This is a genomic window from Variovorax sp. ZS18.2.2, from assembly GCF_024701975.1.
GTDB lineage: Bacteria > Pseudomonadota > Gammaproteobacteria > Burkholderiales > Burkholderiaceae_C > Variovorax.
The window spans coordinates 1,972,773-1,988,165 of sequence record NZ_JANLNM010000001.1 but is presented as its reverse complement, the minus strand read 5'-3'; the positions used below and the strand labels follow the sequence as shown (position 1 = coordinate 1,988,165).

The 15,393-nt window shown below is 70.3% G+C and carries 5 protein-coding genes; 4 read left to right on the top strand and 1 reads right to left on the bottom strand.

Annotated features, from left to right (window positions below):
• The first annotated feature begins 13 nt into the window (after positions 1-13).
• The 4 genes from NU688_RS09310 (at position 14) to NU688_RS09295 (ending at position 14,833) form a co-directional block, all read left to right on the top strand.
• Positions 14-388: a FecR/PupR family sigma factor regulator gene (locus NU688_RS09310; RefSeq protein WP_257860255.1), complete on the top strand. Its 375-nt coding sequence runs from the start codon at positions 14-16 to the stop codon at positions 386-388.
• The gene (locus tag NU688_RS09305) at positions 385-13,353 is read left to right on the top strand and encodes a filamentous hemagglutinin family protein (RefSeq protein ID WP_257860254.1); all 12,969 of its coding nucleotides are present in this window, start codon (positions 385-387) and stop codon (positions 13,351-13,353) included. Before NU688_RS09310 ends, NU688_RS09305 begins: the two co-directional genes overlap by 4 nt.
• Positions 13,354-13,474: 121 nt before the next feature.
• Complete coding sequence (locus NU688_RS09300) at positions 13,475-14,104, top strand: RNA polymerase sigma factor (protein WP_257860252.1); 630 nt, start codon at positions 13,475-13,477, stop codon at positions 14,102-14,104.
• A 120-nt stretch (positions 14,105-14,224) separates the two neighbouring features.
• Positions 14,225-14,833, top strand: a complete 609-nt coding sequence (locus NU688_RS09295; RefSeq protein WP_257860251.1) for a transposase — start codon at positions 14,225-14,227, stop codon at positions 14,831-14,833.
• On the opposite strand, the gene NU688_RS09290 is transcribed toward NU688_RS09295, so the two are convergent.
• Positions 14,830-15,279: a type II secretion system protein N gene (locus tag NU688_RS09290; protein ID WP_257860250.1), complete on the bottom strand. Its 450-nt coding sequence runs from the start codon at positions 15,277-15,279 to the stop codon at positions 14,830-14,832. The two genes, NU688_RS09295 and NU688_RS09290, sit on opposite strands and share 4 nt — an antisense overlap.
• Between the last annotated feature and the right edge of the window lie 114 nt (positions 15,280-15,393).

The window sequence follows — 15,393 nt, the reverse complement described above, 5'->3', positions numbered from 1 at the left end:
AGGTATGGATGCGATGCCTCATGACGAACGCCCACGCGATGCACGCAGCGACGACGCCTGCCTGGGTGAAGCGCTGGACTGGATCGTGCGCCTGAACCGCCTGCGCGCAAGCGACAGGGAAGTTCGCGCGCTGGCGATCTGGTGCGCACGCAGCGCGGCGCATGCCCGGGCATGGCGCGAGGCGATGGCGTTGTGGGCACTGCTGCTGCCGGCGGCGCGCGAGTGCTTCCCGACGCAGCACCGCCGCGGCGCGGCACCCCGGCCGCGGATCGCCCATGCGGCCGGCGACATCCGATTTCCCCATCGCAGCGCCGCACCGGGCGCAGCGCCAGACACCTCTTCTTCCTCGCAATCCTCGCACTTGCGCCCCAGGCACTCATGGTCTTGAATCCGCACACCATCCGTTCGCGCCGCTCCACGGCGGAACTTCGCCAGGCCGCTGCCGGCGGCGATCTCCGATTGACGCCGCTCGCGCGCGCGGTCGCCGTGGCGCTCGCGGCGATCGGCGCCTGGGGGCCGGCACACGCGGGCCAGGCCTTCAGCCCCGCATGGTTCGCCAGCAAGGGTGCGGCGCAGGCCAGCGCCGCGCAGACCGGCCGCCTGCCGAACGGCATGCCGGCATCGAACCTCACCAACCCCGCGCAGCAGCAGCAACAAGCCAATGCGCAGTTGCAGCGTTCGATCGGCAACCTGAACCTCGCCGCGCAGTCCATCGCGGCGCAGCAGGCCGCGCAGGCGGCGGCGCGCGAGGCGGCGCTGCGCGATCCATCGTCCGTTCCCGACGGCCTCGCCGACGGCGGCCTCAGGGTCGACACCAACAGCCTCACCGCGGGCTGGCACAACGCACAGGCGCCGGTGCAGTCGCAGCAGCCCGACGGCCGCACGAACGTCGCGATCCAGCAGACCGGCGACCGGGCCATCCTCAACTGGGAGACCTTCAACGTCGGGCGCAACACGACGGTGGAATTCAGGCAGCAGGCCGACTGGGCGGCGCTCAACCGCGTGAACGATCCGCAGGCGCGGCCTTCGCAGATCCAGGGGCAGATCAAGGCGAACGGCACGGTGCTCATCGCCAACCGCAACGGCATCGTCTTCAGCGGCAGCAGCCAGACCGACACGCGCAACCTCGTGGCGGCCGCCGCGCGCATCAGCGACGCGCAGTTCAAGACCAACGGCATCCACAGCGCGAAGACCGCCGACAGCTACGCACCGAGCTTCACCGACGCGGGCGGCGCCGTGCGGGTGGAGGCGGGCGCGCGGATCACCACCAGCACGCCTACCTCGGTCAAGCAGGGCGGCGGCTATGTGCTGCTGATGGGCCAGGAGGTGAGCAACGCGGGCACCATCACCACGCCGCGCGGCCAGGCACAGATGGCCGCGGGCGATTTCTTCATCGTGCGGCCCGGCCAGGGCACTGCTGCCAACCAGGCTTCCACCACGCGCGGCAACGAGGTGTCGCCGCAGTTCAATGCCGACAGCATGGCGGGCCACGTGGTCAACACCGGCCTGCTGCTGGCACCCGAGGGCGACATCACGCTGGCCGGCCGCAAGGTGGTGCAGGACGGCGTGGCGCTCGCCACCACCACGGTGGACACGCGCGGCACCATTCACCTGCTCAACTCGGCGAGCGACAAGCTCGGCAGCGTCACGGTCACGCAGCGCGCATTGAATGCGGTGCTGCTGGACGACAAGAACGGCCGCACCGCGCTCGACGGCCAGCGCGAGGCCGCCATCGCCGAATCGGGCAAGCAGAACAGCCTGCGCACCTTGGCCGGAGCGACCGGTGCGTTCGACAACCTCTCGCTGTTGAACGACCGGCAGGACCTCTCGCGCATCGAGATCGTCACCGGCGGCAACGTGCTGTTCGAAGGCGGCTCGACCACGCTCGCGACCGGCGGGCAGCTCGCCGTGAGCGCGGGCCAGGTCGGCGGGCGCAGCACCGTGGCCGACGGTGCGCGGCTCGACGTATCGGGTGCGATGGGCGTGCAGGTGGCCATGTCCTCCAACAACGTGCAGATCAACATCCAGGGCAACGAACAGCGCGATGCGCCGCTGAACCGCGACACCACGAAGCTGAACAACGCCAACGTGTGGATCGACCGGCGCAAGCTGGTGTACGTGGCGGCCGGTGTGGGCGGCTACGACAAGGAGCGCTGGTACACCGCGGGCGGCCTGCTCGAAGTCGGCGGCTACCTGGGCCTGCAGGGCCATGGCATCGGCGAATGGGCCGCGCAGGGCGGCAGCGTCACCTTCGGCGGCGGCGAGGTGGTCACGCAGGCGGGCTCGAACATCAACCTGTCCGGCGGCACGCTCGACGTGCAGACCGGCGTGATCCGCCAGAGCTGGCTCAAGGGCGTCGACGGGCGGCTCTACGAGGTGTCGAATGCGCCGGCCAACGTGGCCTACAGCGGCCTGTACAAGGGCTTCGAGGACGCACACGAGCGCTGGGGCGACAAGACCACCGGCTACTTCTACAACCCGCTGATCGGGCCGCAGAGCCGGCTCGAAAACGGCTACACCGTGGGCCGCGACGCGGGCCGGCTGGTGGTGTCGACCGGTGCGGCGGTGCTGGAAGGCGACATCACCGCCACCGCGTACCAGGGGCCGCGCCAGACGGTGAAGGGCGACGCCGCGCTCGACGGCTACGCCCAGTCGCACAACGCGGCGGCGCAGGCCGCGCAACTGGTGCTCGGCAGCTACACCACCGGCTACAACACCGATACCGGGCAGGGACCATTGGGCGATTTCCGTGCGCTGGCACCCACGTTCCAGCGCATCGTGTTCGACGACGCGCAGCCGCAGTTCGGTGCGGGGCTGTCGCCCGACGGGCCACTGCCCCAGGACCGCAAGGACACGCTGTACCTGAGCAGCAAGCACCTGAGCAGCTTCGGCCTTGGTGCGATCACCGCCGTGGCGAACGAGAGCGTGACGGTGGACGGCGGGCTCGCCGTATCGCCGGGTGGAAGCATCGAACTCTTCGCCACCAAGGTCGCGGTGAATGCGGACCTCAGCGCGCGCAGCGGCGCCATCGTGCTGGGCAATGCAGCCACGCCGCTGATGCGCTCGGGCCTCACGCCGAGGCTGCTGCCGACGCCGGTCGCCGAGAACCCCGGTGAAGTCGTCGTCGCCAAGGACGCCAAGCTCGATGCGCGCGGCCTCTGGACCAACCTGCAGCTCGATCCGGCCAATGGCCTGGGCCTCGCGTACCTCGACGGCGGCAGCGTCGACATCCGCAGCCTGGGCGCGGTGACGCTCGCCGCCGGCACCTCGATCGACGTGTCCTCGGGCGGCGCGGTGCTGGTCAACGGCAAGACGCGCGGCGGGCGCGGCGGCGACGTGACACTGGGCGCGGATGTGGTGCCCGGCGGTTCGGTCGCGCACGGCCTGCTCACGATCGATGGCGACATCCGCGGCTACGGCGTCAACGGCGGCGGCACGCTCAAGCTGATATCGGGCGGCGGCATCGTGATCGGCGGCCAGGTGCGCAGCACCGGCGACGTGCTGAATGCGGGCGAGAGGGCTCCCTTCGACCTGATCCTCCTGCAGGATTACCAAGTTCGTGCCGGGGATCTGCTTCCGGTGGACTACACCTACAGACGCACGCGCGCGCGGCCCGGCGAGGCCCTGGGGGCCGCGCCGCTTCTCGTGGCCGGCGATCCGGCACTCAACGTCGTTCTCGCGGCCGACTGGACGCCTCCGGATGCGACCGGGGTCGCCGGCAGCACCTACATCCTGCAGGCCATCGTCAATGGCGCGCCACGCGACATCACCGTGGGCCAAACAGGGGACGGGGCGGTCATCGAGACCCTGCCGGCGGGGTCCACGCTGATCGGGATCGTGTCTTTCACCCTCCAGCGGTTTCCGTTGAGCTACGTGGTGCCCGCGAACGTCTTCCCGGACGGGATTCCGGTCAACCCCCAGAACGTGACGGTCGTCGCCGGCCAGGCAGCGCCGGTGGACTTCACGCTCGCGAGCGGCTCCCGCGTGGTCGCCGGTTCCGTCTTCAGGCAGGACGTGGCCACCCGGTCCAACACCTCAATCGATCCGTCCGTCCTGCAGTCTGGGTTTGCGCGCTACGACCTCAACGGCCACCTGGGCGTCATCGTGGCCGACAACGCGCGTCTGGATGTCCGGATGCCCGTGTACCGGTTCACCGACGGGGCGAACACGTCCGCGACCGGCAGCGACCCCGCGGCCGGTCTGGCGCTCTGGACCCCGCCGGTCTGGACGGAAGACCCGGTCAAGGGCGTGCTCACGCAGCGCGGCGGCGCCAGCCTCACCTTGCAATCGACGGTGGGTTCGGGCAACGCATCGAACGCCGGCGGCCTGATCGACATCCGGCCGGGCACCGCGATCGACGTCGACCCCGGCCAGTCGATCACCTTGCTGGGCCGCGACGTCACGGTCGACGGAAAGCTCAGCGCACCGGGCGGCACGATCGCGATCGACCGGCCCCGCAGCGCATTGCCCGGCACGCCGGGCCTGATCTGGATCGGCGACCACGCCGTGCTGGACGTGGCCGCACGCGCGGCCACTGCGCAGGACGTGTTCGGCCGGACCTACGGCCAGGTGGCCGACGGCGGCACGATCAGCATCGGCGGCGCACTCGATTGGGACAAGACGGGCGAGGCGGATGCCGCCGACGCGTTCATCGTCATCCGCTCGGGCGCGCTGCTCGATGCCTCGGGCACCCGTGCCGTGCTCGATCCCTCCGGCAGCGCACCGGGCCGCTCGCCCGCGCCCATCACGGTGGCCAGCAACGGCGGCTCGATCGTGCTGAAGTCCAACCACGGCCTGTACCTGGACGGCACGCTGCGCGCGGCGGCCGGCGGCGAAGGTGCGGCGGGCGGCACGCTCGCGCTCGCGCTCGCATCGCCGCTCTACGAGAGGGCGACCACCCGCGGCGACGTGCTGCGCCACCGCGAGCTGGTGCTGGCGCAGACGCAAGGCGACAGCCCGGTGGCGGCTGCGCAGACGATGGCGGATGCGCGCGGCGAATTGCTGACGGGCACCGCGCGCGTCGGCGTCGACCGCATCGAGGCCGGCGGCTTCGGCAATCTCTCGGTGCTCGTCGACGGGCCGCTCAGCTTCGACGGCAACGTCGCGCTCGGCATGAGCCAGAGCCTGCGCCTGTATGCAGGCACCTATGCGCACGGCGAGACCACGCCAGCGGATTCGACGGTGTCGCTGTCGGCGCCTTATGTGCGCCTGGCGGGCACGACGCGCAGGGCCTCGGCGGACACGCAGATCATGCCGATGGCCCATTGGGAGAACGGCCCGTCCCGCCAGCAGGGCGACGGCACGTTTTCCGTGCTGGCGGACCTGGTCGACCTGCGGGGCAGTTTCGGCTTCGGCACCCGCGCGGATGTCAACCTGGGCATCACGAGCTATGGGGTCGACCGGCGCGGGTTCGAAGCTGTCGAACTCACGAGCCGCGGCGACTTGCGGCTGCTCGGCGCAAGCCTGGCGACACCTGGCGATGTGCACTTGGCGGCCGCGCAGATCTATCCAGGGACAGGGACGGTAAACACCATCACGGCTGGCTATGCCCTGACGGGCGGCGTATTCAGAAGTTATGTTCCCGGCAGCGTTCTCTCCATCCGTCGCTATGGCGAAGGTGAAGTTGCCATGCCGTATTCGGCCTTCGGCACCATCAACCTCCAGGCCGAAACCGTCGAGCAGGGCGGCATCGTGCGGGCGCCGCTGGGACGGCTGACCCTCGGCACCGAGACCGACCCGTTCACGGCTGCCACGAACCGCGTGACGCTGCTGCCCGGCAGCATCACCTCGGTGAGCGGCGAAGGCCTGCTCATGCCGTACGGCGGCACCGTCGATGGCCTGAGCTACCTGTACAACGGCCAGCCGGTGGTGCTCAAGGGCGTGGGCGACCTGGAGGGCGGCATCAAGGTGGCTACGCGCCACCTCGACGCACAGGCGGGCTCCGTGCTCGACCTGTCGGGCGGCGGCACACTGGCCGGCGCGGGCTTCGTGAGCGGGCGCGGTGGCTCGGTCGATGTGCTGGCGACGGCGCTGGCCAACGCGAACCCTGCCAACGGCTTCAGCCGGGCCGGCAATGCCGTCTATGCCATCGTGCCCGGCAGCGCGGCCAGCTATGCGCCGGTGGCGCCCGAGGCGGGCTTCGGCACGCCGGGCATCGGGCAGCAGATCACCGTGCCCGCGGGCGTGCCCGGCCTGCCGGCCGGCACCTACACGCTGATGCCCTCGAGCTACAGCCTGCTGCCGGGCGCCTTCCGGGTGGAAATCGGCGCGGCCGACCGCATCGGGCTTTCGGGTGTCACGAGCGTGGGCAACGGCTCCTACGTTGCGGGCGGCTACCTCGGCGTTGCCAACACGTCGATCCGCGAGGCGCTGCCCAACCAGGTCGTCATCACGCCGGGCGACAAGGCGCGCAGCTACTCGAGCTACAACGAGACCGACTACAACGCCTTCGTACAGGCGGATGCGGCGCGGCGCGGCTTTCTGCGCGCGGCACTCACCTCGGATGCGAAGACGCTGGACATCATGCTGTCCAGGCCGCCCGTGGGCGAAGCGGACCGGACCGCGCTGAAATTCGACGGCGAACTGCGCCTGGGTGCGCAGCCCGCGAGCGTGGGCTTCGGCGGCACGGTGAACGTGCGCAACCTCGCCGAGGTTCTCGCCGCGGGGCAAGCGGCCGACGAGGCGCTGGCGGGCGCATCGGTCCACGACAGCGAATTGAACAAGCTGGGCACCTCGCGCCTGGTGCTCAACGGCACGCTGGGAACCACCTATGGCCAGCGCGGCCGGATCGTCAACATCGCAGGCGCCGGCAGCCTGATCGTGCGCAGCGGCGCCAACCTGTCGGCGGGCGAACTCATCCTCGTGGGCGCACCTTCGCCCATCGCGGATGGCCGCATCACCATCGAGGAAGGGGCGTCGCTCGGCACCATCGGCAGGGGCACGGCGAGCTACGGCTCGAACGACGGCTATGTGTTCACCGGCACCGGGGTGGTTGCCCTGTCCAATGGCTGGTTCAATCTTGTTCTCGCGCAACCTTCCGCGGCGCAAGGACCCGGAACGGTTGCGATCGACATCGGCAGTTGCGTGAGCGCGGCCTGCAACGGCGCGACCCGTCTGGTGTCGGAGGGCACGCTGGCGATTGCGACCGGGGGTGCGCTGACGCTGGCCGACAACGTCTCCTACGGCACGCGCAACCTCTCGTTGGCGTTGGCCGCGGTCAACCTCGGCGAGGACGCCAATATCGCCGCCGCGCGCGCCGGTGGCCAATTGCCGAGCGGGCTCGTGCTCAACCAGGCCAAGCTGGACAGCCTGCTGGCCGGCAACACCGCCACCGGCGCGCCCGCACTGGAGACGCTGACCCTCAATGCGCGGGATGCCGTGAACACCTACGGCGCGGTGAAGCTCGATGCATCGAGCCTCGACCGGCTGGTGCTCGGCACGCCCGCGATCTACGGCTACGGCGCGGCCGGCGACGTGGTCGCGATCCGCGCGGGCGAATTCGTCTGGACCGGCGCCGAGGGCGCGCCCGGCGCCGCGGTCACCGGGCTGCCGGGTGGCGGCACGCTCGACATCGCCGCGCGCTCGATCGTGCTGGGCCACGGCCCGTATGCACAGGCGAACGGCACGCAGACCGATGCGCGGCTCGCACTGGGCTTTGCCGACGTGAAGCTCACGGCCTCCGAGCGCGTGACCTCCGACAGCAGCAGCACGCTTGCGGTGTACCAGCGCCAGGGCGCGTACACGCCGGGTGAAGGCTATGCCTACGAAGGCGGCAACCTCGCGATCACATCGCCGCTGCTGACGGGGCAGGCGGGCTCGAAGACCCGCATCACCGCGGGCGGCGCCATCAAGGTGGCGGCGCCCGAAGGTGCGAGCACGGCGACCACGGCCACATCGAACGATGCGCTCGGCGCCACACTGGAACTGAAGGGGAAGAGCATCGGCCTGGAGGGCAGCATCGTGCTGCCCTCCGGGCGGCTGGTGCTCGCGGCGACCGACGGCATTGCGCTGGGCGCCGGCTCGCGCATCGACCTGTCGGGCCGCAAGGTGGCGCTGTTCGATGTCGACAAGTACAGCTGGGGCGGCGACCTCGTGCTGACCAGCGCGGCGGGCAGCATCGCGCAGGCTGCAGGCTCGGTGATCGACGTCTCGGCACGCAACAACCGAGGCGGCACTGTCGAGGCCACCGCGCTGGGCGAGGGCGCGGGTGCGGGGCGCGTCGACCTGCTGGGCGCCATTCGCGGCAGCAGCAGCGGCAGCTACGACGCGGGCGGCACGGTGGTGCCCTACGACGCGGGCGAGCTCACGGTGCGCGCGCAGACGCTGGGCGACTTCGCGGACCTCAACCACCGGCTGAACGAAGGCGGTGTGTTCGGCGCGCGCCGCTTCCAGGTGAAGCAGGGCGACCTCGTGGTGGGCGACGGCGTGAAGGCCCGCGAGGTGTCCATTGCCGTGGACGGCGGCAGCCTGCGCGTGGACGGCCGCATCGACGCGAGCGGCTTCCAGGTCGGCTCGATCCGGCTCGCCGCGAAGGGCGACCTCACGGTCAACGGCACGCTCGACGCGCACGGCACCGGGCTGCGCGTGGACAGCTACGGCAAGATCATCGACAGCCCCAACCGGGCCATCGTCGATCTCACCAGCGCCGAGGGCATGCTGACGCTGGGCAGCGGTGCGCGCATCGACCTGCGGGCCGGCACCGACGTCGCCGTGGGCGCGAAGGCGGGGCAGAACGATGGCCGCGCGCGCGGCACGCTCGACCTGAATGCGCCGCGCGTCGGCGCGGACGACGTGGCCGTTACGGTCAACGGCACGCCAGTGGTCCAGGGCGCGAAGACCGTCGCGGTCAACGCCTTCCGCAGCTACGACGACGCGCCGCTGGCCGACCTGCCCGACGTGTCGGGCTACCGGCCTCAGCTCATCACGCAGGGCTATCTCGATCGCATCGACGGGGACAGCCAGCTCTTCATCAATGCCGCGCTGGGCAACGGCGCACTCGCCAACCGGCTGTCGGGCCTGGGTAGCTATCACCTGCGGCCGGGCGTGGAGATCGTCAGCGACCGCATGAACAACCCGCATGGCGACATCACGGTGGACGGCGACCTCGATCTCTCGGGCTACCGCTACGGTCCCGGTGCCGACCGCAACGATCCGGCGCGGCGCGGCTACGGCGAACCCGGCAAGCTGGTGATCCGTGCAGCGGGCGGGCTCAATGTCCACGGCAGCATCAACGACGGCTTCGCGCCGCCTCCGGCGACGCCCGATGACAGCGGCTGGGTGTTGACGGAGGCTCACTATCCTGCCCTGCCCGCGTTCGGCGGCGACATCGTGGTGCCGATCGACAACGTGGTGCTCGACACCGGCACGGTCTTCCCCGCGGGATCGACGCTCAACTACAGCGTGAACGTGGCGGCGATGACGCTCCCCGCGGGCACGGTGCTGCCGGTGGACGCTGTGCTCACGGGCGCGCTGAACCTTTCGGCGGGCACGGTGGTCGCCGCCAACATCTACAACGCCGATGGGTCGTTGGCCTATGCGGCCGGCACGGTGCTGCGGACCGCCACCGCGCTGGGCGAGGGCATGCGGCTCGGTGCCGGAACGGCGCTGCGTGTGCCGGCGGGCGTGGCCGCGCTCACCTGGCCCAAGGGCGTGGCGCTGCCGGTGGAGATGAACACGACCGGCCAGACTGTTCTCGCGCGGGGATCGCTGATTCCATCGTTGACCACGATCGAACTGCCTGGCGACCAGCCTATCAACCTGCGGCCTTCGGTGAACGGCGTACAGGGGCGCAATTGGGCGGTGGCGCCGATGCTCGGCGAGGGTGCCACGTCGTGGAACGTGCAACTGGTCGCGGGAGCCGATCTCGGCTCGGCCGACCGGCGCGCGCTGAACCCGGCTTCCACAGCGGCCCTTCGGCTGGGCGACACGCACGGCATCAGGGACTACATCATTGGCCGAAGTACGGTCATTACCTGGGGTCCGAACGCGCACGAAATGGGCGACTATGTCGAGGGCGAAGTGGTGCCGGAGTCTGAAAGTTGGGTTTGCGTTTTCGATCCGTCCTATTGCGTGGAGACCTCCGGCCCGCCCAGCATCACCGGCAGCCAAGTTGTCGCACCGGCCTTCAGCGTGCTGCGAACCGGCACCGGCGACCTCGAGCTGCTCGCTGCCGGCGACATCCGCATGGATTCGCTCTACGGCGTCTACACCGCCGGCGCGGCGACAGCAGCCGATGCAGCGTACAACCGCCCGCGCGGCAAGGACGCCAGCGGCTCGCCGATCGGTCCGCAATCCGAGCTGCTCGACTACAGCGCCGGCCTGGCGACGTATCGCGCCTGGTACCCCGACCAGGGTGGCAACGTACTGGTCGCAGCCGGGGGCAACCTGGTGGGCGACCTGATGGGCAGCGGGCTGTCGAGCGTGTTGCCGGGCAACTGGCTGTGGCGCCAGGGCTCCGGCACGGCGGCCATCGACGAGGCGATTCCCACGGCGTGGTGGATCAACTTCGGCGCCTATACGGCTACGGCGCCGGGGACGGACCGCAAGGCACCGGACCTCACCGGCTTCACCGGCATCGGCACGCTGGGCGGCGGCGACATCCGCATCCGCGTGGGCGGCGAGGCGGGAACGATCGGATTGCGCGGCACCCAGACCAGCGTGCAGAACGCCACGGACCGCAGCGAAGGCCTCGTGGTCGCAGTGGGTAGCACCGGCCGCGTCGGTGCCGACGGCACGCTCACGCTGACCGGCGGTGGCGACATCGACATGCGCGTTGCCGGTGCGCTCAACCCCAATCGCAACCTGAGCCCGGGTTCGGAAAAGCTGCCCCTCACCGGTGCCATCGCAAATTTGCGCGGCGCCACCGGGGTCAGCGCCGCGTCGATTGGCAGCCTGGGCCTGCAGTACCTGTCGGGCGCCTTCCTGTTCTCCGACCCGGTCGACGCGCGGGGCATGGACCCGTTCGCGGCGAGCTATGCCAACGCCAGGGGTGGCATCAACCTCGTGCCGGGCGACACGGCGATCTACCTGCAGACGCGCGGCGACCTGGTGCTCGGCGGCGCCTCCGATCCAGGACGCAGCGACATGCCCAACAGCTCTGCCTTCTCGGTCGGCGGCCAGTCGCCGAACGCGGGCGGGCAGGGATGGTTCAGTCTCTGGACCGGCCGCAGCGCGATCAATCTCATCTCCGCCGGCGGCCAGCTGACGCCCACGATGGCGGCCGGCGACAACAGCCAACTGCGCACCACATCGAAGGATGCGTGGATCGTCTATCCCTCCATCTTCCGGGCGGCGGCCCTGACGGGGAGCCTCTACTACGGCTATGCGGCACTGCCGCTGACCGTGGGCGATCCCGGCAAGATCAACTACGGCCTGACGCTCGCGCCGTCGGCCACGGGCGAGCTGGAAATGCTCGCGGGCGGTTCCATCTACGCGGGCCAGTATTCGGTCGGCATGTCTGGCACGGGCACACCGTTGCCCACGCCGTTCAATCCGGCATTCGTCGCCCAGGCGTACGGCATCGGCAAGGTGCTTGCGACCAATGTTGCGAGCAACGGTCTGGCGATCTCGGGCAGCGGCGACGCGACCCAGTTCAATGGTCCGACGCTCTTCGCATTCGGCCCGAACACGGCGGCGGTCGGACTCGACCGCGTAGCCGAAGCACCGCCCGTGCGTTTCTATGCCGCCGGCGGCGACATCATCGGACTGAAGACAGGCGAAGTCATCGCGCGCAGCACGACGGAGACCTGGTACAACGCCGCCGCGCCGATCCGCGTCATGGCGGGGCGGGACATCGTCAACACCGGCGTCGCGCCGGGGGACTCGACCGCAGCCCCCCAGGAACTCGGGGGCAACCTGCGCGGCAACCTGATCGTTCACGGCAACCCGACCGACGTCTCCATCGTCTCGGCCGGACGCGACATCCGCTATGCCAACTTCGACATCGCCGGCCCCGGCACGCTGGAAGTCACGGCGGGCCGCAACCTGCTGCAGGAAGACCGCGGCGGCATCACCTCCATCGGACCGATCGTGCCGGGCGACACACGCCCGGGTGCATCGATCGCGATGGCGGCGGGCGTGGGCGCAGCGGCCGGTATCTCGGGCCTGGACATGTCCGCGATCCGCACGCGCTATCTCGACCCGTCGATGCGCGCCGATGCAGGCACGTCCCTCGCCAGCCAACCGGGCAAGGCCGTCAAGACCTACGAGGCGGAACTCGCCGCATGGTTGAACACGCGCTATGGCTTCAGCGGCGACACCGCGCAGGCCCTCGCGTATTTCGATGCATTGGCGCCGGAGCAGCAGCGCGTCTTCCTGCGCGAGGTGTATTACGCCGAGCTGCGTGCAGGCGGCCGCGAGTACAACGATCCGCAGAGCAGCCGTTCGGGCTCGTACCTGCGTGGCCGCGAGATGATTTCGACGCTGTTCCCCGAGAAGGACGCGGCGGGCAACCCGATCGCGCGCGGCGGCGACATCACGATGTTCGGCGGCTCGGGCGTGCGCACCAATTTCGGCGGCGACATCGAGATGCTGGCGCCGGGCGGCCAGATCATCCTGGGCGTGCAGGGCGCGGTGCCGCCGGCCACCTCGGGCGTGATGACGCAGGGCGAGGGCGACATCCGCCTCTTCAGCGACGGCAGCCTGCTCTTGGGCCTCTCGCGCATCATGACCACCTTCGGCGGCGACATCTTCGCCTGGTCGGTCAAGGGCGACATCAATGCGGGCCGCGGCTCCAAGACCACGGTGCTGTACACGCCGCCCAAGCGCGTGTACGACGCCGTGGGCAACGTGGAGGTCTCCCCGCAGGCGCCGAGCTCGGGCGCGGGCATCGCCACGCTGGCGCCCATTGCCGAGGTGCCACCGGGCGACGTCGACCTGATCGCGCCCCTGGGCACCATCGATGCGGGCGAGGCCGGCATCCGCGTGTCGGGCAACGTGAACGTCGCGGCGCTGCAGGTGGTCAACGCCGCCAACATCCAGGTGAAGGGCGAGTCGTCCGGCCTGCCGGTGATCGCCTCGGTGAACGTGGGCGCATTGACGAACGCCAGCGCGGCGGCCTCGCAGGCCAGCATGGCCGCGCAGGACGTGATGCAGCGCGACCGCGCCGCGGCGCGGCAGGCCTTGCCCTCGGTGTTCACCGTGCGCGTGCTGGGCTTCGGCAACGAACCGGCCGGTGGCGGCAACAGCAGCAGCAACAACAACGGCAGCAACAACGACGTGCCCGCCGACAAGGCACTGACGCCCGTGAGCTACAACCCGCGCAGCGTGATCCGCGTGCTGGGTGCCAGCGGCAGCCTGCCGCCGTCGGCGAGCCGGCAACTGACGGACGAGGAGCGTGCCAACCTGCAACGTTGACCTGCGCCCGGCGCCCGGGCCGGCGGGCGCACTCGTTCTTCCTTGGTTTCAAGGCTTGGCCTTTCCCGCGGCCGGAGATCCCGGCTGGCGGCAAGCGCCCGGCGTTCAGCGGACATCCAACATGACTCCAGACTTCCAGGCCTTCGGCCATGCACCGGACCGGTTCTCCTCGCTACCGCCTTCGTTCTGGCGCCTGCTCGACGACCATGCCGAGTCGCATGTGCCCGAGGTGCGCGCGCCGAAGCCGCCGGTGCACCCGGTTCCGGTGGCGCCCGCGATGGATCTGCGGGCGCACCTGACGGCGAACTACGGCCCGCTGCACCGGCGCCTCGAGCGGCACCTGGGGTGTGCCGACTTCGCGAGGGAGTGCCTGCACGACGCATGGCTGCGCCTGGCCGAGCGCCCGCCGCAGGAGGCGCCCGCGAACCCCGATGCGTACGTGTACCGCGTGGCGTGCAACCTCGCGATGGACAGCCTCCGCGCGCGCAAGCGCTGGCCCACGTCGAACGAGGCGGGTGGGGACCTGGACGTCATCGCCGACCTGCAGCCCGGCCCCGAGCTCATCGCCGAGGCACGTTCGGAAGTGGCCGCGGTGGACCGCGCGATGCAGCGCCTGCCGCGGCGCCACCAGTCGGTGCTGCTCGCGCTGCGCTGGCACGAGATGTCGCGCCAGGAAGTGGCCCGGCGCCACGGCGTCTCGGTGCGCAAGGTGGACACCGCGCTCAGGCAGGCCCTTGGCGCGCTGCGCTGAACTCACGGCGGGGGGACGCGAACCGAATGCGCCGTTTGCCCCTTCCGTGCCACCGTCACGCATCCTGTTGCATAGTCGTTCGGGGAATGAAGGGAACAGAAGATGAAGTGGATGTCGCCCATGCGGGTCACCATGCAGGAGCTGGATGCCAAGCTGTCGAAGATCGTCGAACGCGCCCGCGAGGGGCCGGTGGCGGTCAACCGCTACGGATCGCCCTGGGTCTGGATCGTGAGCCACCAGGCCTGGGTGCAGGCCGACAACCTGCGCGCGCTGGTGCCGCAGGGCCACCCGCTGGTGGCGCTGCATGACCTGGTGGAAGACGCGCTGCGCTACGAGCGCACATTGCTGGCCGACCTGCAGCGCCAGCACACGTTCGGCATCGAGGCCTCGACGCTCTTCAAGTGCCTGATCCTGCAGATCATCTACTCGCTGGAAGACGGCGAGAAGGTGCACGAGAGCCTCACCTACAACATGCTCTTTCGCTGGTTCGCGGGCTTCGAAAAGTTCGCCGACGAGTTGCCCGGGCGCGGTGAGTTCACGCGCGAACTGCAGGCGCTGGGCGCCGATCCGCGCGCGGTGCGCGTGGTGACGCGCTGCCTATCGAATACGTACCTTCCGGAATCCGGCGAGGGCGATTTCAGGGTCAACCGCGGGCTGCTGCACGCGCTGTCGACCTGGGCCTCGGTGAGCTCGGCGCCGGAGGCGAGGCCCCACGACGCGCTGCGTTAAGGCGACCCGGTGATGGACGCCGCGCGCACGATGCCGGGGCTCGCGGGCTGCGGCAGCACGGGCGCGGCGATGCGCTCGGAAACGCCGGCCTTGTCGATCACCACCGCGCCGGCCTCGATGGCCGACAGCGTGACCGATCGCGTCAACGCCTCGCCCACGCGGTACGGCCGGGGCGCCGCGCCGTTGACGGCCAGCACGGCAACGCCGTGGTCCGCGCCCTTGATCAAACCCTTCACCGCAATGTTCGCGCGGACCTCGCCGGGGCCGAACCATGCGGCTTGCGCATCGGCGGTCGAGTCGGGTTCGGCCGCCTGCACTTGCGCGGCATGCGGGGGTGGCGCGGGCCGCGACAGCAGGTGGCTCCACGTCGCGACGCCCGCCAAGACCAGCAGCAGGCCCGCTGCATGGACGATGTACCGGGCGGGTGGTTTGACGGGATCGGTCATCGTTGCTTTCATGAGGCGGTTGCGGACTGCATGTCTATCACAGGGCCGTTGGGGTTTCGTGTCACACAGCGCGCCTAGCATGGGCAACGGCTTCGACAACCAACCGACAACCAA